This window comes from Albimonas marina (assembly GCF_029223255.1).
GTDB lineage: Bacteria > Pseudomonadota > Alphaproteobacteria > Rhodobacterales > Rhodobacteraceae > Albimonas.
The window spans coordinates 71984-93341 of record NZ_JARHUC010000002.1; the positions used below are offsets into that span (position 1 = coordinate 71984).

At 71.8% G+C, this 21358-nt stretch carries 18 protein-coding genes; 15 read left to right on the top strand and 3 right to left on the bottom strand.

The window, feature by feature from the left end; genetic code table 11:
* The first annotated feature begins 59 nt into the window (after positions 1 to 59).
* On the top strand, positions 60 to 2522 hold the full coding sequence (locus P2H44_RS04145; RefSeq protein WP_275762175.1) for a VWA domain-containing protein: 2463 nt from the start codon (positions 60 to 62) through the stop codon (positions 2520 to 2522).
* A gap of 51 nt (positions 2523 to 2573) precedes the next feature.
* On the opposite strand, the gene P2H44_RS04150 is transcribed toward P2H44_RS04145, so the two are convergent.
* Positions 2574 to 2837 carry a DUF4242 domain-containing protein gene (locus P2H44_RS04150; RefSeq protein ID WP_275762176.1) on the bottom strand — a complete coding sequence of 88 codons (264 nt, stop codon included), beginning with the start codon at positions 2835 to 2837 and terminating at the stop codon, positions 2574 to 2576.
* 158 nt (positions 2838 to 2995) lie between these two features.
* On the opposite strand from P2H44_RS04150, the gene P2H44_RS04155 reads away from it, so the two are divergent.
* The 14 genes from P2H44_RS04155 to P2H44_RS04220 all read left to right on the top strand — a co-directional run bounded on the left by P2H44_RS04155 (position 2996) and on the right by P2H44_RS04220 (position 20046).
* The gene (locus P2H44_RS04155) at positions 2996 to 3874 is read left to right on the top strand and encodes a LysR family transcriptional regulator (RefSeq protein WP_275762178.1); all 879 of its coding nucleotides are present in this window, start codon (positions 2996 to 2998) and stop codon (positions 3872 to 3874) included.
* Positions 3875 to 3961: 87 nt separating this feature from the next.
* Positions 3962 to 4669, top strand: coding sequence for a hypothetical protein (locus tag P2H44_RS04160; RefSeq protein ID WP_275762179.1), 708 nt, complete (start codon positions 3962 to 3964; stop codon positions 4667 to 4669).
* Between the two features lie 329 nt (positions 4670 to 4998).
* Positions 4999 to 6591, top strand: a complete 1593-nt coding sequence (locus P2H44_RS04165) for an ABC transporter substrate-binding protein (RefSeq protein ID WP_275762180.1) — start codon at positions 4999 to 5001, stop codon at positions 6589 to 6591.
* 203 nt (positions 6592 to 6794) lie between these two features.
* On the top strand, positions 6795 to 7886 hold the full coding sequence (locus P2H44_RS04170) for a M24 family metallopeptidase (RefSeq protein WP_275762181.1): 1092 nt from the start codon (positions 6795 to 6797) through the stop codon (positions 7884 to 7886).
* Entirely contained in the window at positions 7886 to 8893 is a 1008-nt protein-coding gene (locus P2H44_RS04175; RefSeq protein ID WP_275762182.1) for an ABC transporter permease subunit, read from the top strand. Before P2H44_RS04170 ends, P2H44_RS04175 begins: the two co-directional genes overlap by 1 nt.
* Positions 8894 to 8897: 4 nt before the next feature.
* Complete coding sequence (locus tag P2H44_RS04180) at positions 8898 to 9803, top strand: ABC transporter permease subunit (RefSeq protein ID WP_275762183.1); 906 nt, start codon at positions 8898 to 8900, stop codon at positions 9801 to 9803.
* 4 nt (positions 9804 to 9807) lie between these two features.
* Complete coding sequence (locus tag P2H44_RS04185) at positions 9808 to 10785, top strand: ABC transporter ATP-binding protein (protein WP_275762184.1); 978 nt, start codon at positions 9808 to 9810, stop codon at positions 10783 to 10785.
* On the top strand, positions 10782 to 11783 hold the full coding sequence (locus P2H44_RS04190; RefSeq protein ID WP_275762185.1) for an ABC transporter ATP-binding protein: 1002 nt from the start codon (positions 10782 to 10784) through the stop codon (positions 11781 to 11783). The genes P2H44_RS04185 and P2H44_RS04190 overlap by 4 nt, the downstream gene beginning before the upstream one ends.
* A 329-nt stretch (positions 11784 to 12112) precedes the next feature.
* The gene (locus P2H44_RS04195) at positions 12113 to 13858 is read left to right on the top strand and encodes an AMP-binding protein (RefSeq protein WP_275762186.1); all 1746 of its coding nucleotides are present in this window, start codon (positions 12113 to 12115) and stop codon (positions 13856 to 13858) included.
* 163 nt (positions 13859 to 14021) lie between these two features.
* Positions 14022 to 14654 (top strand): hypothetical protein, encoded by a 633-nt coding sequence (locus P2H44_RS04200; protein WP_275762187.1) that lies wholly within the window; start codon positions 14022 to 14024, stop codon positions 14652 to 14654.
* Complete coding sequence (locus P2H44_RS04205) at positions 14651 to 15571, top strand: flavoprotein (protein WP_275762188.1); 921 nt, start codon at positions 14651 to 14653, stop codon at positions 15569 to 15571. Before P2H44_RS04200 ends, P2H44_RS04205 begins: the two co-directional genes overlap by 4 nt.
* A 243-nt stretch (positions 15572 to 15814) precedes the next feature.
* Positions 15815 to 17008 (top strand): TAXI family TRAP transporter solute-binding subunit, encoded by a 1194-nt coding sequence (locus P2H44_RS04210; protein WP_275762189.1) that lies wholly within the window; start codon positions 15815 to 15817, stop codon positions 17006 to 17008.
* A gap of 127 nt (positions 17009 to 17135) precedes the next feature.
* A complete protein-coding gene (locus P2H44_RS04215; protein WP_275762190.1) occupies positions 17136 to 19070 on the top strand; it encodes a TRAP transporter permease in 1935 nt (644 codons plus the stop codon).
* A 91-nt stretch (positions 19071 to 19161) separates the two neighbouring features.
* Positions 19162 to 20046, top strand: a complete 885-nt coding sequence (locus P2H44_RS04220) for a sulfotransferase (protein ID WP_275762191.1) — start codon at positions 19162 to 19164, stop codon at positions 20044 to 20046.
* A gap of 66 nt (positions 20047 to 20112) precedes the next feature.
* Here P2H44_RS04220 and P2H44_RS04225 read toward each other — a convergent pair whose 3' ends face one another.
* Positions 20113 to 20322 carry a hypothetical protein gene (locus P2H44_RS04225; protein WP_275762192.1) on the bottom strand — a complete coding sequence of 70 codons (210 nt, stop codon included), beginning with the start codon at positions 20320 to 20322 and terminating at the stop codon, positions 20113 to 20115.
* A gap of 133 nt (positions 20323 to 20455) precedes the next feature.
* The gene (locus tag P2H44_RS04230; protein ID WP_275762193.1) at positions 20456 to 21307 is read right to left on the bottom strand and encodes a DMT family transporter; all 852 of its coding nucleotides are present in this window, start codon (positions 21305 to 21307) and stop codon (positions 20456 to 20458) included.
* Positions 21308 to 21358: the final 51 nt, after the last annotated feature.

Below are 21358 nucleotides of genomic sequence, written 5' to 3' on the forward strand. Positions count from 1 at the left end.
CGGGGCCTCGAACTCGATACGCGCGCCCGATCAACGGGCCGCAAGTGGGGAGAGAAACGATGGCCTTTGCATCCATCAAGAACAAGACGACGTTCACCGGCTTCAGCGCCGCGGACAAGACCAAGATCCTCGACGCGATGAAGACGGGCTACGACGGCTCGGCCACCGCGAAAAAGATGTTCGACGACTGGATTGCGGCGGGCAAGGACATCGACGTCGTCTTCGCCGCCGGCAAGTTCCAGGCCCGCGTCAACGCCGGCAAGATCGAGATCGACCTCGCCTATCTCGACAAGGCCAACTACATCGACAACAACGGCAAGGCGGTGATCGACACGCCCGTCACCGCGATCCTGCACGAATTCGTCCACGCCCTGACCGGCAAGCGCGACAACTGGGACGGCGTCACCGAGTATCGCGGCGACACCGTCAAGATGTCGAACAAGATGTACAAGGAGCTCGGGATCCCCGAGCAGAACTCCTACATCGCCTACGACAGCTCCGGGAACATCCTGACGCGGGATCGGGAGTACACCGCGGGCGCCGAGATCGACCGCTCCGAGTCCGGCAACCGCGACTGGAACTCCTCGGCCGCCGGCGTCTCGAAGGACCTGCTGATCGGCGGCGCGGGCGCCAACAACCTGCAGTCGGGCCGCGGCGCGGACGTGCTGTTCGGCGCGGGCGGCGACGACCAGCTCAACGGCGGCGACGGCGACGACGTGGCCCTGCTGACCGGCAAGCCCACCGACTACGACGTGCGGGTGAACCCCGACGGCACCTGGACCTCGCGCCACGTGCGCGGCGACGCGAACGAGGGGACGGACACCTTCTCCAACATCGAGAAGGTGCGCTTCACCGGGGACGAGACCTTCAGCCTGTCGAAGGGCGGCCTGACCTTCCAGACCGACTTCGCCTTCGTGGTCGACACCACCGGCTCGATGTCCGACGACATCGGCGCGGTGCAGGCGGCGGCGACGGGCGTGATCGACGCGCTGTTCAACGACGATTCCATCGACGCGCGGGTGGGCGTCGTCTCCTACAAGGACAACGACAACGGCGAGCCGACGCAGGTCCTGCTGCAGTTCACCGACGACGACGACTTCGCCGCGCGCAAGGCGGCGGCGCAGGCGGCGATCAACTCGCTGTCGGCGAGCGGCGGGGGCGACTTCCCCGAGTCCGCCTTCGACGGCCTGCTCAAGGCGCTCGACGGGTCGATGGGCGACTGGCGCGCCGGCGCGGGGACCAAGCGCATCGCGCTGTTCACCGACGCCACCGCCAACGACGCGCACCTGCTGCCGGCGGTTCTGAGCTTCGCGCTGAACATCGGGGCGGTGATCTCCTCGCGCAGCACGACCGAGCTCAGCTCCTTCGCCACGGTCGACACGTTCGAGTTCAGCTTCGGCGACGGGCTCGCCGGGCGCGATCCGGGCTCGGAAGGGGACAAGTTCCCCGCCTTCGTGCCCACGGACGATCCCGTCGCGCCGCTGTCGGGCACCGCCTCGGTCCAGATCACCACGATCCAGATCGGCGATCCCTCCTCGGTCGACGCGGACCTGCTGGACGCGGTCGACCAGACCGGGGGCGCGGTGGTGGGCGCGGCCGATCCCGCCGCGGTGGTCGAGCAGCTGCTGACCCTGATCAACACGCCCAACTACTCGATCGCCGCCGACCTCTCGACCGTCGAGGAAGGCGACGAGGGATCGACCCGCGTGACCTTCACCATCTCCCGCGACCGGGCCGACAACGCCGCGGTGGTGACGCTGGGCACGACCGGCGACGCGGGCCCCGAGGACGTGACGGGCGTGAACGGCAGCGTGGCGCTCGACGTCGGCGAGACCTCGGTCAGCTTCAAGGTCCGGGTGATCGGCGACCTGGAGAACGAGGGCGACGAGACCTTCGGCATGACCATCGACTCGATCGACGAGACCGCGACCGTGGGCATCGCCGAGGCCGGCTTCACCATCCTCGACGACGACGCCACGCAGATCGGCACCGGCGACGACGACGTGCTGCTGGGCACCAACCGGCAGGACCGCCTCGAGGGCCGGGGCGGCGACGACCTGATGCGCGGATTCAAGGCGGCGGACGTGCTGCTGGGCGGCGGCGGCGACGACCGCGGCTTCGCCGGCAAGGGCGGCGACGTGCTGCGGGGCAACCGCGGCGACGACCTGCTGCAGGGGCGCCAGGGAGGCGACAAGGTCCACGGCGGCTTCGGCAAGGACGTGGTGCGCGGCGGCGCGGGCGACGACGTGATCGACGGCGGCCGCGGCATCGACAAGCTGGTGGGCGGCTCCGAGGCCGACGTCTTCGTGCTGGTCGCCGGCGTGCGCGCCTTCGACCGGGTGAAGGACTTCGAGGACGGGATCGACAGCTTCCGGGTGCTGGGGGCGGACGGGCTCGGCGCCGACGACCTCGTGTTCCGGGCCGGCGACGGCCGCGCCCGGGTGTTCCTGGGCGACGACCTGCTGGCGGTGGTGCAGGGGGATTTCGCGGCGCTCGACCCCACCGACTTCGCCTTCGCCTGACGGCGTCGCGCGGGGGCGGCCCGGACGGCCGCCCCCGCGCCCGCGCGCCCCTCAGGGCGTGAGGTCCATCGCCTCGACGACGCGGTCGTAGGGCAGGCCCGCGGCGTCGTTCAGCGCGCGGACCCGGTCGGCCGAGTCGCTCTCGAACAGGCACATGCAGCGGCCGTCGCTGGGGGCGAAGGTGCTGCGGATGTAGCGGATCTCCTCCCCCCGGCCGCGCATGTCGCCGGCGGCGGCGATGGCCGCGCTCTGGGCGGCGGCGAGATCCTCCATGCTGATGCCCTTCAGGCTGCGCTCGACCATGTAGACCGACATCTCGGACCCTCCCTTCTTCGGTGACGAGGCCCCGATGACAGCACGGGTTTCCCTTGCGGAATACGGGCCCGGCGTCATCGTTCGATAACGCCGGGTTGGGATCGGTTCGCGCTATCATCGGACCCGCGCAGCAGAAGGCTTCAGGGGGAGGACTCGCGATGGAGATGGCCCAGGTCCGCTACGTGCTCGCCGCCGCGCGACGGCTGAACTTCACCCGCGCGGCCGAGGACTGCGGCGTCTCGCAGCCCGCGCTGACCAAGGGCGTGAAGGCGCTGGAGGCGGAGCTGGGCGCGCCGATCTTCCTGCGCGAGGGGCGGCGGATCCTGCTGACCGACTTCGGCCGCTCGATGCTCTCCCATCTCCAGCAGATCGCCGACGAGGCCGAGGCCGCGCGACGCCTGGCCAGCAGCTTCCGCCTGCTGGAGCGCGCGCCGGTGCGGCTGGGGGTAATGTCGACGGTGGGGCACGTGCGCCTCGCGCGGTTCCTCGCCCACTTCGAGCAGCGCCATCCCGGCGTCGAGCTCTCGGTCGAGGAGGCCTCGGTCCCCGAGCTGGCCGAGCGGCTGGCCGACGCGCAGCTCGACGTGGCGGTGGCGACCCGCACCGAGGCGCTGACCGAAAGCTTCCGGGCGATGGAGCTCTACGCCGAGCGCTACGTGGTCGCCCTGCCCCCGGACCACCGGCTGCGCGAGGTCAACGCCGTGCCGCTGTCGGAGCTCGCGGGGGAGCCCTACGTCGACCGCCTGTCGTGCGAGATGCGCGAAATGGTGATGGGCGCCTGCCGCAAGGGGGGCGTCGAGCTCTACGCCCGCTTCCGCTCGACGCGGGAGGACTGGGTGCAGGCGATGGTGCTGGCGGGGATCGGCTTCGCCTTCATGCCGGAATACTCCGTCACCCTGCCCGGCCTGATGCAGCGCCCGCTGATCGAGCCGGCGGTGGAGCGGCGGATCTGCGCCTTCACCGCCCCGGGGCGGAAGCATTCGCCTGGCGTCGAGGCGCTGATGCGCGCCGCGCGCGGCTTCGCCTGGCCGGGCTGAGCGGCGGCGGCGGCGGGCGAAGCCGCTTCCATCATCGCACCGGGATGTATAAGGATGACGTAACGTGATGGCATTCAGGAGCGCCGCATGACCCCTGTCGCGACGCTCGCCGCCGCCATCGCCGCCGTCTGCGCCCTCGCCGCGCCCGCCCGGGCGCTGATCGTCATGTACGACGACAAGGCCGCCTTCGACGCCGCCGCGCGCACGCTGGTGCTGACCGACTTCGAGGGACTGGTCGGCGATCGCGAGCATCTGCTGCCCCTGGACGAGCCGCTGGTCGTCGACGGCTTCAGGTACGGCCCCCGCCTCAACGCGATGGTCTGCGGCGCGCTGCGCTGCGACGGGCAGCCCTTCGACTCGGCGGTCCTGACCAAGGCCTCGATCAGCGACGGGCCGTCCTCCGACCCCAACTACGCCTATGGCGGTCTGGCCATCGAGCTGTGGAGCGGGTCGCTCGGCCAGCCCGTCACCGCCTTCGGCGGGACCTTCGGCCACCTGGTGACCGGTCCCACCGCCGGCGTCATCCAGGTGTTCACCGGCGACGGAGGCCAGACCCTCTACGACGTGGTCGTCTCGGGCATGGGCGCCGGCGTTCCGAAGACCTTCTTCGGCTTCACCGTGGACGAGGGCGAGAGCCTCGTGCGGGTCAGCCTTGTGATCCCCTTCTCGCTTCCGGCCATGGACGACCTGCAGATCGGCGTCGTGAAGACCCCCGCGCCCGCCCCCGCCGCGCTGCTGGCCGCGGGGATCGCCGCGCTGGGGCTGGGCGGCCTGCGGCGGCGACGCGCGGGCTGAGGCGAGCGGGCGGCGCAGGCGGTCCGACGCCCGGGCGGCGTCCCGGCGACGGCGCCGGCCTGCCGGGCGGTTTGGATCAACATCGGGTCGGATCGCCTTGAGGGGACGTGATTTTCCACCCCAGGGCGACGGTGCGCCGCGTGCGGCGCCCAGTTCTCCGGCGCCGGGTGACGCCGGGACGGCTGTTGACAGTGCACGTAAGCGAAGGGAGGTTGCGGCTCAGCCGGTTGCACGTCCTGCCTGCGGCTCGCTCCTGGGGAGAGGGGCGGCGGGGCCGCGCAACCGGTCGAACAGGTCGCGCACAACGACCGAAACAGGGAACCATTCCAATGAATCTCATCGCCAAGGCGGCCGCCGCCATCTTCGCCGCGAGCCTCGCCGCAGGGGCGGCCCAGGCCAAGACCCTCGTCTACTGCTCCGAGGGCTCGCCCGAGGGCTTCGACCCGGCGCTCTACACCGCCGGCACCACCTTCGACGCCTCCTCCCATCCGGTCTACAACCAGCTGGTCGAGTTCGTGACGGGCTCGACCGAGATCCAGCCCGGCCTGGCCGAGCGCTGGGAGGTCTCCGAGGACGGGCTGGAGTACACCTTCCACCTGCGCCAGGGCGTCAAGTTCCACTCGAACGACCAGTTCACGCCGACCCGCGACTTCAACGCCGACGACGTGATCTTCACGTTCGAGCGGCAGTGGAAGGCCGAGAACCCGATGCACACCGCCTCGGGCGGCACCTGGGAGTACTTCCAGGGCATGTCGATGCCCGACCTGCTGAAGTCGATCGAGAAGGTCGACGACTACACGGTCAAGTTCGTGCTCAACCGGCCCGAGGCGCCGATGATCGCGAACCTGGCGATGGACTTCGCCTCGATCGTCTCGAAGGAATACGCCGACGCCATGCTCGCGGCCGGCACGCCCGAGATGCTCAACCAGGCGCCCATCGGCACCGGCCCGTTCAAGTTCGTGGGCTACCAGAAGGACGCGGTGATCCGCTACACGGCCAACGCCGAGTACTGGAACACGCCCGCGGCCATCGACAACCTGGTCTTCGCCATCACCCCCGACGCTTCGGTGCGCTACCAGAAGCTGAAGGCGGGCGAGTGCCACGTGATGCCCTATCCGAACCCCGCCGACATCGAGGCGATGAAGTCGGACGCGGACGTCAACCTGCTCAGCCAGCAGGGCCTGAACGTGGGCTACCTCGCCTACTCGACCCAGGTCGCGCCCTTCGACAACCCGAAGGTGCGTAAAGCGCTGAACATGGCGATGGACAAGCAAGCCATCATCGACGTCGTGTTCCAGGGCGCGGGCGAGATCGCCAAGAACCCGATCCCGCCGACCATCTGGTCCTACAACGACGCCGTCGTGGACGACGCCTACGATCCCGAGGCGGCGAAGAAGATGCTCGAGGAAGCGGGCGTCACCGACCTGTCCATGAAGATCTGGGCGATGCCGGTGCAGCGTCCCTACAACCCCAACGCCCGCCGCATGGCCGAGCTGATCCAGGCGGACTTCGCCAAGGTCGGCGTCAACGTCGAGATCGTCTCCTACGAGTGGGGCGAGTACCTGCAGCGCTCCAAGGAAGTGGATCGCGACGGCGCGGTGCTGCTGGGCTGGACCGGCGACAACGGCGACCCGGACAACTTCCTGGCGGTGCTGCTGGGCTGCGACGGCGTCGGCGGCTCGAACCGCGCGCAGTGGTGCGACCAGGAGTTCGAGGCCCTGATCCAGAAGGCCAAGGTCGTCTCCGACCCGGCCGAGCGCACCCGCCTCTACGAGGAGGCGCAGGTCCGCTTCAAGGACCAGGCCCCCTGGGCGACCATCGCGCACTCGACCGTGTTCATGCCGGTGCGTCCCGAGGTCCAGGGCTACAAGGTCCACCCGCTGGGCGGCCACATCTTCTACGGCGTCGACCTCGCCGAGTGATCCGACACGGGCGGGCGGCGGACGTCGCCGCCCGCTCCGCACGGCCCGCGACCGGATGACCTCCGCTCGCGGGCCGGTTGCATTCCGGGCCGCCCGAGGGTAGGGGCTCGCCCCGGTTTACGCGCGCGTCGGGTCTGGGCCCGGCCGCGCCCCCCGCCGCGCGAGCGGCCGTTCGCCCGAGCCGACGCCAGAAGCGAGCCGACATGACCCTGGACCTCTCCGAGCTTCGCGCCCTCGCGCGCGCCCTCGACGTCGACGCCGTGGCCCTGGTGCCCGGCCCCAACTTCTCCCGCTCGATCGGCGGGAATTTCCACACCTCTGAACGCCCGACCGTCGTGCTGGTGCCGCCCCGCGGCGCGCCGGCGGCGATCGTGCCGAACCTGGAACTGGGCAGCTTCGCGCAGCTGGGCTTCGAGGGCGCGGTCCACGACTGGCGCGACCAGGACGGCTACATGGGCGCGTTCGAGGCGCTGGCCGACGCGATGCCCCTGCGCCGCATCGCGGTCGAGGGCCAGGTGATGCGCGTCTTCGTGCACCACGCCTTCCGCACCGCCTGCCCCCAGATCGAGATCCGCGACGCCGAGCGCGAGATCTCGGCCCTGCGCCTGTGCAAGACCGAGGGCGAGATCGCCGCGCTGGAGGAGGCGATCCGCATCTCGGAGGCGGCGCTGGGCGAGGTGCTGGACGGCGTGCGCCCCGGCCAGACCGAGAAGGAGGTCGAGCGTCGGCTGATCGCCGCCCTCTTCGCCCACGGGGCCGAGGGGCTGGCCTTCGGGCCCATCGTGGCCGCCGGCGCCAACGCGGCCCTGCCCCACGCCCATGCCGGCGATCACGAGATCCGGCCCGGCGAGGCGCTGCTGTTCGACTTCGGCGCCGTCTGGGGCGGCCTGAACGCCGACGTGACCCGCACGGTCTTCGTGGGCCACGCCTCGGACGAGGACGCGGCGATCTACGAGACCGTCCTGGCGGCGAACGAGGCGGCGCTGGCCGCCACCCGCCCCGGCGCCACCGCGCATGACGTCGACGACGCCGCGACCTCAGTGCTCGAGGCCTCTCCCTACGCCGAGTTCATCCTCACCAAGACCGGCCACGGGCTGGGGCGGGAGGTGCACGAGGCGCCCTACATCCTGCGCGGCTCCGACCAGGTCCTGGCGCCGGGCATGGTGTTCACCGACGAGCCGGGGCTCTACCTGCCCGGGCGGCTCGGCGTGCGGATCGAGGACGACGTGCTGGTGACGCAGACCGGCCACCGCGTCCTGACCGCCTTCCCGAAAACCCTGACGGTGGTCGGCTGATGCTGAAGTTCCTTCTCTCCCGCCTGGTCACCTTCCTGCCGACCTTCTTCGGCGTGACCCTGATCTCCTTCGCCTTCATCCGCGCCCTGCCCGGCGACCCGATCATCGTGATGGCCGGCGAGCGCGGCATCACCGAGGAGCGCCACGCCGAGCTGGTCAAGCAGTTCGGCTTCGACCGCCCGATCTGGGAGCAGTACCTCGACTATCTGTGGGGCGTGCTGCACGGCGACCTGGGCCAGAGCTTCGTGACCAAGAAGCCGGTCTGGGACGAGTTCTTCGCCCTGTTCCCCGCGACGCTCGAGCTGTCGATCTGCGCGATGATCTTCGCCGTCGCGCTGGGCTTGCCCGCGGGCGTGATCGCGGCCGTGAACCGCGGCAAGTTCTTCGACCGGGCGCTGATGTCCACGGCGCTGGTCGGCTACTCGATGCCGATCTTCTGGTGGGCGCTGCTGCTGATCATCGTGGTCTCGGGCTGGCTGCAGTGGACGCCGGTCTCGGGGCGCATCAGCCTGATGTTCTTCTTCCCCCAGCCCACCGGCTTCATGCTGATCGACAGCCTGCTTTCGGGGGAGAAGGGGGCCTTCGGCTCGGCCGTCTCCCACCTGGTGCTGCCGACCATCGTGCTGGGCACCATCCCGCTGGCGGTGATCGCGCGCCAGACCCGCTCGGCCATGCTCGAGGTGCTGTCGGAGGACTACATCCGCACCGCCCGCGCCAAGGGGCTGAGCCCGCTGGGCGTGAACGGGCTGCACGCGCTGCGCAACGCGCTGATCCCGGTGGTCACCGTCATCGGCCTGTCGGTCGGCACGCTTCTGGCGGGCGCGATCCTGACCGAGACGATCTTCTCCTGGCCCGGCATCGGCAAGTGGATGGTCGACAGCATCTTCCGGCGCGACTACCCGGCCGTGCAGGGGGGCCTGCTGATGATCGCCGTGATCGTGATGATCGTGAACCTGACCGTGGACGTGCTCTACGGCTTCATCAACCCGCGCATCCGGAAGGGCTGAGGACATGGTCGACGCCTCCAACCTCCCCGTCTCCGCCGCCCAGAAGCGCCCCGGCCAGCTCGCCGAGTTCTGGCGCTATTTCAAGGAGAACCGCGGCGCCGTCATCGGCCTGTGGGTCTTCGCGGCCTTCGTGCTGGTCGCGGCGCTGGCCGACGTGATCGCGCCGCACGACCCGATCCTGCAGTACCGCGACCACCTCCTCCAGCCGCCCTTCTGGATGGAGGGCGGCAGCCTCGAGTTCCCGCTGGGCACCGACGCGGTGGGGCGCGACATGCTCTCGCGCCTGCTGCATGGCGCGCGGTTCTCGTTCTACGTGGGCGTCGTCGTGGTCGTCGTCGCCGCCTCGGGCGGGATCGTGATCGGCCTGCTGGCGGGCTTCGCGCCCCGGTGGGTCGACACGCTGATCATGCGGGTGATGGACATCATCCTCGCCTTCCCCTCGCTGCTGCTGGCGCTGGTGCTGGTGGCGATCCTGGGGCCGAGCCTGACCAACGCGATGATCGCCATCGCCATCGTGCTGCAACCCCATTACGTGCGCCTGACCCGCGCCTCGGCCCTGTCGGAACGCTCGAAGGACTACGTCACCGCCGCGCGGGTGGCGGGCGCCTCGAAGGCCCGGCTGATGTTCATCACGGTGCTGCCGAACTGCCTGTCGCCGATCATCGTGCAGGCGGCGCTGTCCTTCTCGACCGCGATCCTCGACGCCGCCGCGCTGGGCTTCCTCGGGATGGGCGCGCAGCCGCCGACGCCGGAGTGGGGCACCATGCTGGCCGAGGCGCGGGAGTTCATCCTGCGCGCCTGGTGGGTGGTCACCTTCCCCGGCCTCGCGATCCTGGTGACGGTGCTGGCGATCAACCTGATGGGCGACGGGCTGCGCGACGCGCTGGACCCGAAGCTGAAGCGGAGCTGAGACCATGGCGCTTCTCGAAATCCGCAACCTGAGCGTCGAGTTCGCCACCGCCGGCGGCGCCTTCCGGGCCGTGGACGGGGTGGACGTGACGGTCGACCAGGGCGAGCTGCTGGCCATCGTGGGCGAGAGCGGCTCGGGCAAGTCGGTCTCGATGCTCGCGATGATGGGCCTTCTGCCCTGGACCGCGAAGATCACCGCCGAGGCGATGCGCTTCGACGGGCACGACCTGCTGGGCATGTCCGCCAAGGCGCGCCGGCGGATCATCGGCCGCGACATGTCGATGATCTTCCAGGAGCCGATGAGCTCGCTGAACCCCTGCTTCACCGCGGGCTTCCAGATCAAGGAGGCGCTGCGCCTGCACACCGGCCTCGACCGCAAGGCGCGGCACCGGCGGGCGGTGGAGCTCTTCGATCTCGTCGGCATCCCCGACCCCGAGGCGCGGCTGCGCGCCTTCCCCCACCAGCTTTCGGGCGGCATGAGCCAGCGGGTGATGATCGCCATGGCGCTCGCCTGCGACCCCAAGCTGCTGATCGCCGACGAGCCGACCACCGCGCTCGACGTCACCATCCAGGCCCAGATCCTCGAGCTGCTGACCAGCCTGCAGCGGGAGAAGGGGATGGGCCTGATCCTGATCACCCACGACATGGGCGTGGTGGCCGAGACGGCGGAGCGGGTGCAGGTGCAGTATGCGGGCCAGAAGGTGGAGGAGCAGGCGGCGATCCCCCTCTTCACCACCCCGCGCCACCCCTACACCGCGGCCCTGCTAGCCGCCCTGCCCGAGCGCGCGACCGAGCGGCGCCTGCCCACCATCCCCGGCGTGGTCCCCGGCCAGTTCGACCGGCCCGACGGGTGCCTCTTCGCGCCGCGCTGCCGCTTCGCGGACGAGCGCTGCCGCACCGTGCCGCCCGTCCCCGCCTCGGCGGAGCTGGGCTGCGCGCGCTGCCACTATCCCCTGACCCAGACCGCGGAGGTCGAGGCATGAGCGTCCAGTCCCAGGCCCAGGCCCAGGCCCCGGCCGCAGTCGAGGCCGTCCCCGCGCTCGTCGCGCGCAACCTCTCGCGCTGGTACGAGGTGAAGGGCGGCTTCCTGGGCAAGCCGCGCACGGTGAAGGCGCTGTCCGAGGCCTCCTTCACCCTCCACGCCGGCGAGACGCTGGCGGTGGTGGGCGAGAGCGGCTGCGGCAAGTCCACCCTCGCGCGCCTTGTCGCGATGATCGAGCCGCCCACCGGCGGCGAGTTCGAGATCGGCGGCGTGAAGGCCGAGGGCGCGGCGCTCAAGCGCCTGCGCACCGACGTGCAGATCGTCTTCCAGGACCCCTACGGCTCGCTCAACCCGCGCCAGCGCATCGGCTCGATCCTCGAGGAGCCGCTGCTGATCAACCGCCCCGACATGCCCAAGGCCGAGCGGGAGCGGCGCGCGCGCGAGGTGCTGGCCCTGACCGGCCTGCGCCCGGAGCACTACGACCGCTATCCGCACATGTTCTCCGGCGGCCAGCGCCAGCGCATCGCGGTGGCCCGCGCGCTGATGCTGGATCCGAAGGTGCTGGTGCTGGACGAGCCGGTCTCGGCCCTCGACCTCTCGGTGCAGAGCCAGATCCTCAACCTGCTGATCGACCTGCAGGAGCGGCTGGACCTCGCCTACCTGTTCATCAGCCACGACCTGTCGGTGGTGAAGCACATGGCCGACAAGGTGGCGGTGATGTACCTGGGCCGGCCGGTGGAGATCGGGACGCGGGACGACGTCTTCGCCGCCCCGCGCCACCCCTACACCCGCGCCCTGCTGTCCGCCACGCCCAAGGCCGACCCGCGCGAGAAGCGCAACCGGATCAAGCTGGAGGGGGAGCTGCCCTCGCCGCTCGCGGTCCCCGACGGCTGCCCCTTCGCGCCGCGCTGCTGGAAGGTGCAGGACATCTGCCGGAAGGAGCGGCCGGAACTTTCCGGCGCCCCCACCCACGCCGCCTGCCACTTCCCCGAGGCCTGAGGGGGGCGGCGCCTCGCCCGCCCGCGGCGCACCTCGGGCTCGACCCGGGGGCTTGCCCGCCCGCGGCGCCCCGGGCCTGACCCGGGGCCTCGCGCGGCCCGCCCTCGCCCCGCCGGGCGCCGCTTCCGGGCGCGCCCGGCGGCCTGCGCCGGTCCGGCCAGGCCCCCCTTCGCCGCGTTTGACACCCGGCGGGAAAAAGTGATCCCTGTCCCTTATCAAGGCGGCCCCCCGAGAGGCCGCCCGACACGGGAGGAGATCATGCTCAAGGCAACAGGGCGCCGCACGGCCGGCCGCCTGGCGATGCGCGCCCGGACCGCGGAGGGCGCGCGATGAGCGTCGAAGACCCCGCCGCCCTGCTCGACCTGCTGACCCGCGACGGGGAGATCATCCTCGACAAGCTCGACCAGGCGGCCGCGGCTCATCCCGACAAGGTGTTCCTCCACTACGGCGAGGACGGCACGCAGGTGACCTACGGCGAGGCCGCGCGGCGCGCCTCGCGCATGGCCGCGGGGCTCGCCCACGCGGGCGTGCGGCCCGGCGACCGGGTGGCGGTGCTGACGCGCAACGCGCTGGTCACCGCGCTCTCGATGTTCGCGATCTGGCGGGCGGGGGCGATCTTCGCGCCGGTGAACTTCAACCTCACGGGCGCGCTCCTCTCCTACCAGCTGACCGACGCCGACCCCCGCCTCCTGATCACCGACGCGAGCTTCCTCGAGACGCTGGAGGCGATCGCGGGCGACTGGCGGGCGGAGCGGACGGTGCTGCACATCCCCGGCCCCGGCGCCCATGGCGAGATCGAGGGCCAGGCGGAGACGGTCGCCCGCCTCGCCCCGGCCGACGCCATCCGCCTCGACGCGCTGGAGCGGGACGAGGCGCCGCCGCAGGTCGAGCGCGGCCCGCACGATCCCTGCTCGATCATCTACACCTCGGGCACCACGGGGCCGGCGAAGGGGGTGCTGCAGACCTATCGCTGGATCAACCAGTACACCCAGATGTTCCGCGGCTTCGACGCGCCCGAGGACGTGATCTACTGCGACCTGCCGCTCTATCATGTGGGCGGGGCCTATTTCATGCTCGGCCGGGCGGTGTGGAACGGCAACACCGTGGGCCTGTGGGACCGCTTCAGCCCCGCCCGCTTCTGGGACCGGGTGCACGAGGTGGGGGCGACCGCGGGCATCCTGCTCGACGTCATGGTGCCGCGCCTGATGGCCCAGCCGCCCACGGACGACGACCGCGCCCACACCCTGCGCAAGATCCACATCCAGCCCTACAGCGCCCAGCACCACGCCTTCGCCGAGCGCTTCGGGATCGACTTCATGACCGTGGGCTTCGGCCAGACCGAGGCGGGGCACGTGTTCTCGGCCCTGATCGACGAGTTTCCCGACGCGGAGGCGAAGCCCGAGGAATGGCGCCGGGGCCTGACGAAGGCCGAGGTCCGCGCCCGGGCGGCCGAGACGGGGCGCATCCTCTACGACGGGCGCGAGGATCTGCCCAAGGGGATCATGGGCAGTCCCTCCCCCCTCTACGAGGTCGCGGTGCTGGACGAGGACGACCGGCCGGTGGCGGCGGGCCAGGTGGGGCAGCTGTGCCTGCGCCCGAAGGTTCCGGGGATCCTGCCGGTGGGCTACCTCAACAAGCCCGAGGCGACGCTGAAGGTGCTGAAGAACTGCTGGTTCCACACCGGCGACGCGGTGAAGCTGGTGGACCCGGCGCGCAACGGGCACGTCTTCATCGACCGGATGGGCGGCTTCTTCCGGGTGCGGGGGGAGAACGTGTCGTCCTTCGAGGTCGAGACCTCGATGGCCCGCCACCCCGAGGTTCGTGCTTGCGCGGCGGTGCCGATCCCCGCGCAGGAGGGCGACGAGGACGACATCGCCGTCTTCATCGAGCCCCATGACGGCGCCCGTCCCGACGAGGCGAGCCTGCGCGCGCACGCCGAGGCGGTGATGCCCCGCTACATGCGCCCGCGCCACATCCGCATCGTCGAGGCGCTGCCCGTCACCCCCACCAGCAAGGTCGAGAAATACAAGCTCAAGACCGCGCTGCTGGCGGAGCTGGCCGAGGGGGCGGGCTGATCCGCCCCCGGCCGCGGGGCCGCATCCCCGCGGCCAAGCCCCGGTCGATTAACGCGAATCCGGGCCAGACCGTCCGTGACCCCTCCGCCTCGCGGCGCTACGCTGACCCAAGGTAAGCGTCTTTGGGGGAGGGGGCGGCGTCCAGGCGTCCGGCCCGGAGAGCATGGTCGAACCGTCAGCAGCAGCCCGCGCCGATCCGCGCCCGGTGATCGAACCGGTCGCCCCCGACGACCGCGCCGCGCTGGAGGCGAGCGCGCGGTGCCTGGCCGAGGCGTTCTCGAGCGGCCTGTGGCGCAGCGCGCCGATGCCGCTGGGAACGGCGGACGATCCCCACTCCGCCCGCGGCGTGGTGGCGGGGCTGGGCCCGGGGATCGTGGCGCTGGCCGCGCGGGAGGGGGACGGCGGCCCGGTGCTGGGCTGCGTCGTCGGCGCGGCGCTGGATGCGGGCATGATCGAGGGCTACGGCCTCGCGACCCACGGGGCGCAGGCGGGCGACGGGCTGCTGGCCTACATCGGCATCGTGCCGCGCGCGCAGGGGCTGCGGCTGGCCTGCGGGGCGGGGCCGCGGGCCTCGCTGGCGCGGCGGCTGGTGGAGGACTGGCTCGCCCTGCCCGCCATCGCGGCCTGCCCCGCCGTCTACGTGCGCACGCGCCGCCGCATCGGCCCGGTCCTGCACCTGGGCCGGACCCTGGGGTTCGAGCGGGTGGGCGAGTTCGGGCTGGAGTTCCGGGGCGAGCCTCAGCACCGCATCGTCCTGCGCCGCCCGGGCCGGGGCGCGGAGGGTCCGGCGCGATGAGCGCGGCCCTCGTGCGCAATCCCGCCCATGTCGTCGTGACCACCCGCGACGCGGTGCTCTTCGCCGCCCCCGACGCGCCGCTCCGCACGATCCGGACCGAGGCGCCGGAGGCCTGGTCCGCCTGGCTCCAGCGCCTCTGCGCCCCGACGCCCGCCGCGGGCCTCGCGGACGCGTCCGACGCGCCGCCCGAGCTCGACGCCGCGATGGTCGAGCGGCTGGTCGCCGAGGGCCACCTGCTGCGCGCGGACGCGGCGGCGCTGGAGCGGCGCCTCTGCGAGACGATGGAGCGGAGCCCCGCCTTCAGCTTCGCGCCCCGCGCCCGCGCCTGCGAGGGGCTGCTGGTGGGCTGCTGCGGCAGCGTGGTGGCGGGGCTGGTCCCCCAGACCCTGCTCAGCCTGCGCTACGCGGGGTTCCAGGGGCGGCTCGACGCGATCCTGACCGCCTCGGCCCGGCGCTTCCTCGCCCCCGACCTGCTGGAGGCCTACGGCATCCGCACCTTCACCGACGCCTTCGAGCGGCGCGACGAGATTCGCGTGCCCCACGTGGACCTGCCCCGCGGGGCGGACGCGATCGTGGTGCTGCCGGCGACCGCGAACGCGATGGCGCGCATCGCGCAGGGCGCCTGCTCGGACCTGCTGTCGCTGTGCGTGGCGGCGGCCTCGGCCCCCACGCTGCTGATCCCGGCGATGAACCAGACGATGTGGGAGGATCCCGCGATCCGGCGCAACGCCGCCCGCCTGCGCGCCGACGGCCGCGCGATCGTGGAGCCGACCTTCATCTTCGGCGCCGCCGACTTCGCCCGCGGCGCGCCGCGCATGTACGGCGGCCACGGCACCTTGTGGAGCGGCCCGCGCGGCGTGATGGCGGCCGTCGAGGCGGTGCTGGCCCGCCTGCGCCCGGCCCGGTCCCCGGCCTGAAGCGCGACGCTGCGGAAGCTTTGCGCGCTCCGAACGCCCCTCCCGCGGCCGAAGGCTACGGGGGATGAACGGCCTGTGCGCAGCCGCCGGAAGTTCATTGACGAAACCGCACGCGCCGGGCGAAGCTGACGATCGTCAGGACGCGCCGCAAGCGAGTTCCGGCCCGGGCCCGCGAAACCGCGGGTCCGCGATCGAACGACAAGATGGCGGCCCTCGAAGGTCGTCCAGGGAGGAGATAACGTCATGAACCGCCTCGCGCCCCGCGCAGGCGCCGCCACGCTGCTGGCGGCCGCCGCCCTTCTCGCCTTCGGCGCGCCCGCGTCGTCCCAGGACTACGAATGGCCCCGCCTGCTGGTGATCGGCACGCCCGGCACCTCGAGCGGCAGCTTCGCCTCGACCAACGGCTGGGCGCCGATCCTGCAGAAGGAGAAGGGCCCCACCGTGCGCGTGGTGCCCGAGGACAACGAGCCGATGCGCTACCGCCGGCTGACCGACCGCAAGGACATCGCGATCACCTCGGTCTCGGCCGCGGAGATGCGCTTCCAGATCCAGGGGATCGGCGGCTACGCGGCCACGCCCCCGGCCGCCCAGCGGCTGCTGTGGCACCACAACGACACGCCCTGGGGCTACGTCACCGCGGGGGATTCCTCGATCCAGAGCCTCGCCGACCTCAAGAAGGGCGGCGTGCGGGTGACCGAGGGCATGTTCTCGCCCCCGATGTCGCTGACCGTGACCAAGGCCCTGCCCGCCTTCCTGGGCATGTCGCCCGAGGAGGCGGCGGAGACGATCTCCTTCGTGCCCGCCTCGAGCTACGCCGAGAACTGCCGCTCGGTGGTCGAGGGCAAGTCGGACGTGGCCTATTGCGCGCCGATCTCCTCGGTCCTGTCGGAGATGGAGGGGGCGCCCGGTTCGATCCGCTGGCTGCCGATGCCGCTCGACGACAAGGAGGGCTGGGCCGGCTACCTCGCGCATCGCCCGATGCTGGTGCCGTCCAAGATCACCATGGGGGTGAAGACCGCCCACGGGATTGACGGCGTGACCTCGAACTTCGTCTACTCGGTGGCGGCGGACGCGGATGCGGACTTCGTCTACAACATGGCGAAGTTCTTCCATGAATCCTTCGACGCCTATTCCGGCACGCACCCGCTGGCGGCGCGCATGTCGCTGGAGCTGTTCCGCGGCTACCTCGACCGCTCGCCCCTGCCCGTGCACGAGGGGACGGTGCGCTACCTGCGCGAGATTGGCCAGTGGACCGACGCCGACGACGTCTGGAACCAGGCCGCCGCCGAGAAGATGGACGCCTGGATCGCGGCCCGGAAGGCCGCCATGGCCGAGGCGCAGGAGAAGGGAATCCGGGCCGATTTCCAGGACGAGGCCTTCCTGGGGATCATCGAGAAGCACACCGAGGGGCTCGAGGGCTTCCGCTCGCGGCTCTGAGGCCGGCCGGTCCGGGCGGACGGCCGCGCGCCGCCGCCCGGGCCTCCGCGCCCTCCCGCCGCGCCGCCTGCGGCGCGTCCGCGCCGCAGGTTTCCCCTGCGCCTTCCCCTTCGACCGGACCCTCGCCATGACCGACGCCGCCGCCGTTCCTCCGCCCGAGGAGTCGCTGCCCCCTTCCGAGATCACGCGCCTGGGCGAGCTGTTCTCGCCCGTCTCCATCCTCTTCGTGGTCCTGTGCCTCGCGGGGCTGGGGACGGGGCTCGCCTACGTCTTCGGCATCCCCATCGCCGGGGGGCGGCTGCTGGAGGGGCAGTACTACTGGATCTTCATCGGCCTGTTCACCGCCGCGGCCTTCGTGGCCCTGCCCGCGCACGCGGGCCAGAAGAAGATGCCGATTTACGACATGGTCGCGGCCGTCGCGGCCCTCGCCGTCAGCTTCTGGTTCGCGACCCACGCCTGGGACATCCTGCAGGCGGGCTGGACCAACATCCCTGCGGGCGTGGTGATGTGGCTGCTGATGCTCGAGGTCGCGCGCCGCTCGGGCGGGCTGCCGTTCCTGGCGGTGGTGGTGCTGCTGGGCCTCTACCCGCTGGTCGCCGACCGCTTCCCGGGCCTGCTGATGGGCATCCCCTACAGCTTCGAGCGGATGATCGAGGCGCATGTCTTCCGCGCCGAGGGCATGATGGGGATCACCACCAAGATCGTGGCCGAGATCATCCTAGGCTTCCTGGTCTTCGCGGGCGTGCTGCTGGCCACCGGAGCGGGACAGTTCTTCATCGACCTCGCCAACGCCGGCTTCGGGCGCTTCCGGGGCGGGCCCGCCAAGGTCTCGATCGTGGCCTCGGGCTTCTTCGGCTCGCTCTCGGGCTCGATCTTCTCGAACATTGCGGGCACCGGGTCGATCACCATCCCCACGATGAAGAAGGTGGGCTATCCCGCCCATTACGCCGCCGCGATCGAGGCCTGCGCCTCCACCGGCGGCGTGGTGATGCCCCCCGTCATGGGGGCCATCGCCTTCGTCATGGCGATCACCATCGGGGTGGACTACGCGACCGTGATGATCGCGGCGATCCTGCCCTCGCTGCTGTTCTACTTCGGTCTGATGCTGCAGGTGGACGCCTACGCCGCGCGCACGGGCATGAAGGGCGAGGCGGTCAACCGCGGCCCCGCCCTGCGCCAGGTCCTGGTGCGGGGGTGGCCGTACCTGTCGGTGCTGGCCTTCCTGATCTGGGGCCTGCTCTACATGCGGTGGGAGTATTACGCGCCCTGGTACGCCTGCGTGCTGATGATCGCGCTGTCGTTCCTCAACCGCGAGACGATGATGACCCCGCGCCGCCTGTTCGAGACGGCGCGCCAGATCGGCGTCCTGGTCACCCAGACCGCGGCGATCATCCTGCCCATCGCCTTCGTGGTCTCGGCGCTGACGATCACCGGGGTGACGGGCTCGCTGACCTCCGGCCTCGTGGCGATGGGGGGCGGCAACATCTACATGATCGTCTTCTTCGGGGTGCTGGCCTGCTTCGTGATGGGCATGGCGGGCCTTGCGATCGTGGCCTACATCTTCCTCGCCGTGACGCTCGCGCCCGCGATCATCGAGGTGGGCGGGCTCGACCGGATCGCGGTGCATTTCTTCATCGTCTACTACGCCATGCTCTCGGTCATCACGCCGCCGGTGGGGGCCGCGGCGTTCCTTGCTGCGACCATCGCGGGGGCGAAGCCGATGAAGACCTCCTTCACCGCGATGCGGCTGGGGGTGGTGATCTACTTCGTGCCGCTGTTCTTCCTGTTCCAGCCGGCGCTGGTGCTGCAGGGGGACCTGACGCCGCTGATCTGGGTGCTGCCCTCGATCATCGTGGGCATCATCGTGCTGTCGGGCGGGCTCGAGGGCTGGCTGCTGGGCGTGGGCCGGGTGAGGCCCGTGCTGCGGCTGCCGCTGGCGGCGGCGGGCTTCGCCTTCTGCTTCCCGGGCCTGGCCACCACGCTGGCGGGGGGCGCGGTCTCGATCGCGCTCGCCGCCTGGATCTGGCACGACAACCGACGCGTGCGGCTCGCCGCCTCCTGACCGGCTGGCCGATGCGCCCCGGGCCGCCGCACCCCACGCGGCGGCCCGGTTTTCCCCGCCCGCAGGCGCGGTCGGGAGCGGAGGGGATGGGATGCGCGCGCTCAGGCGCCATGCCGAGCTGGAGGGCAAGGACTTCCTGGTCTGCGTGGGGGCGATGCGCGCGGGCACCAGCTGGCTCTACGCCCAGCTGCGCGAGGCGCCGCAGGTCGCGGTCTCGCCCCTCAAGGAAGTGCACTTCTTCGACGCTCGTTTCCCGGCGCAGGCGATCATGGACGTGGACGAGCTGGCGCTGCGCCGGCTCGCCTGGCATCTCGACCAGCCGGGCGACCCGGTCGAGAACCTGCGCCGCCGCCCGGCCTTCCGCGCCAGCCTGGACCGGGCGCGGATGGTCTACGACGACGACGCCTATTTCGCGCATTTCGCGGCCCTCGTGCGGCCCGGGACCCGGGCGCTGGCCGACCTGACGCCCGCCTACGCCGCCATCGGCGCCGCGGGCTTCGCCGAGATCCGCCGCTTCTGCGAGAGCCAGGGCCTGCGCCCGCGCCTGCTGTTCGTGATGCGCGATCCGGTGGAGCGGCTGTGGTCGCACCTGCGCCTGCTGCCGCAGCTGGGGCGGGACGTCGATCCGCGCGTCGACTGGCCGTCGCTGCTGGAGGAACCCGCGGTGATGGCGCGCGCCGACTACCGCGGCGTGATCGAGGCGCTGGAGGAGGTCTTCGCGCCCGAGGACCGCCTGCTCCTGTTCCATGAGACGCTGACCGGCGAGGGCGTCGCGCGGCTGTTCCGGTGGCTGGAGATCCCCTCGCCCGCGATCGACGCGCAGACGCGCTGGAACGAGGCGAAGCTGAAGGCCCCCCTGCCCGAGGCCGCGGCCCGGGCCTTCCGCCGGGCGCTGGCCGGGCAATACGCGTACTGCGAGGCGCGGTTCGGCGCGGAGCTGCCCGCCGCCTGGCGGCGCTGGGACGCGCTCGCCTGAAATCTTCCCGCCCCGCCGGCCGGCGGGACGGGCGAAGCCGGCCGCGGCGGCCGGCGCGAGGTCGTCTCAGAACAGGCCGTCGTCGTCCCCGCGGACGTCGTAGCCGAAGTCGTCCGGGGGCGAGTCGCCGCCGTCGTCCGACGGGGCGGACCGCGACCGTCCGATCCCAAGCTGCGAGATCGTCACCTGCACGGCGTCGTCGATGTCGCCGCCGGAGTCGAGCGCCCTCTGGACCGCCGTCTTGATGTAGAACCCCGGCCTGAGTTCCTCGCTCATCACGCACCCTCCCAACACACGCCCATCCCGTCGATGGGCCCGGTCAGGATGCGCCCTCGCCGCAGGGTGCGTCAACGTAAAGTGACCTTGCGTCAGCTTGATGAACAGGGAGCCGCCGGGGGGCCTGCGGGGTTCACGCGAAGCGCTTCGCGCCCGCCACGCACAGGACCACCGCGCCGGTCACCGCCCAGATGCCGGGGCCGACCGGCTCGCCCAGCAGGGCCGCGGCGAGCATCAGGCCGAAGAAGGGCTGCAGGAGCTGGAGCTGCCCCACCCCCGCGATCCCTCCGCGGGCGAGGCCGCGATACCAGAACACGAAGCCCACCAGCATGCTGAACACCGAGACGTAGGCGAGGCCCAGCCACTGCGGCCCCTCGACCTGCGCGAAGCCCGCGGGCCAGGCGGCGAGCATCACCGCCGCCATCGCCGGGGCCGAGAGCGCCAGCGCCCAGGAGATCACCTGCCAGCCCCCCAGCCGCCGCGACAGCCGCGCGCCCTCGGCATAGCCCAGGCCGCAGACCGCGACGGCGGCGAGCATCAGGAGGTCCCCCACGGCGCCCCCCGGCGCGCTGCGCATCCAGGCGAAACCCGCCACCGTCGCGGCCCCCGCGCCCGAGAACAGCCAGAACACGGGCGAGGGCCGCTCCCCGCCCCGGAACACGGCGAAGAGCGCGGTCGCCAGCGGCAGCAGCCCGATGAACACGATGGAGCGCGCCGAGGTCATGTGCTGGAGCGCCAGCGCGGTCAGCAGCGGGAAGCCCACCACCACGCCCCCCGCCACGATCGCGAGCGGCCCCAGGTCCGCGCGCGCCGGCCGCGCCTGGCGCAGCGCCGCCAGCAGCAGCGCCCCCAGCGCCGCCGCGATCACCGCGCGCGCCGAGGTGAGGAACAGGGGCGAGAAGCCCCCCACCGCCACCCGCGTCGCCGGCAGCGAGCCGGAGAAGATCAGCACCCCGACCAGCCCGCTGCCCCATCCCTCGCCCATCCGCATCGCCTGCCGCTCCCGTCCCGTCGCCACGCTCGGTTCTCAGCGGCC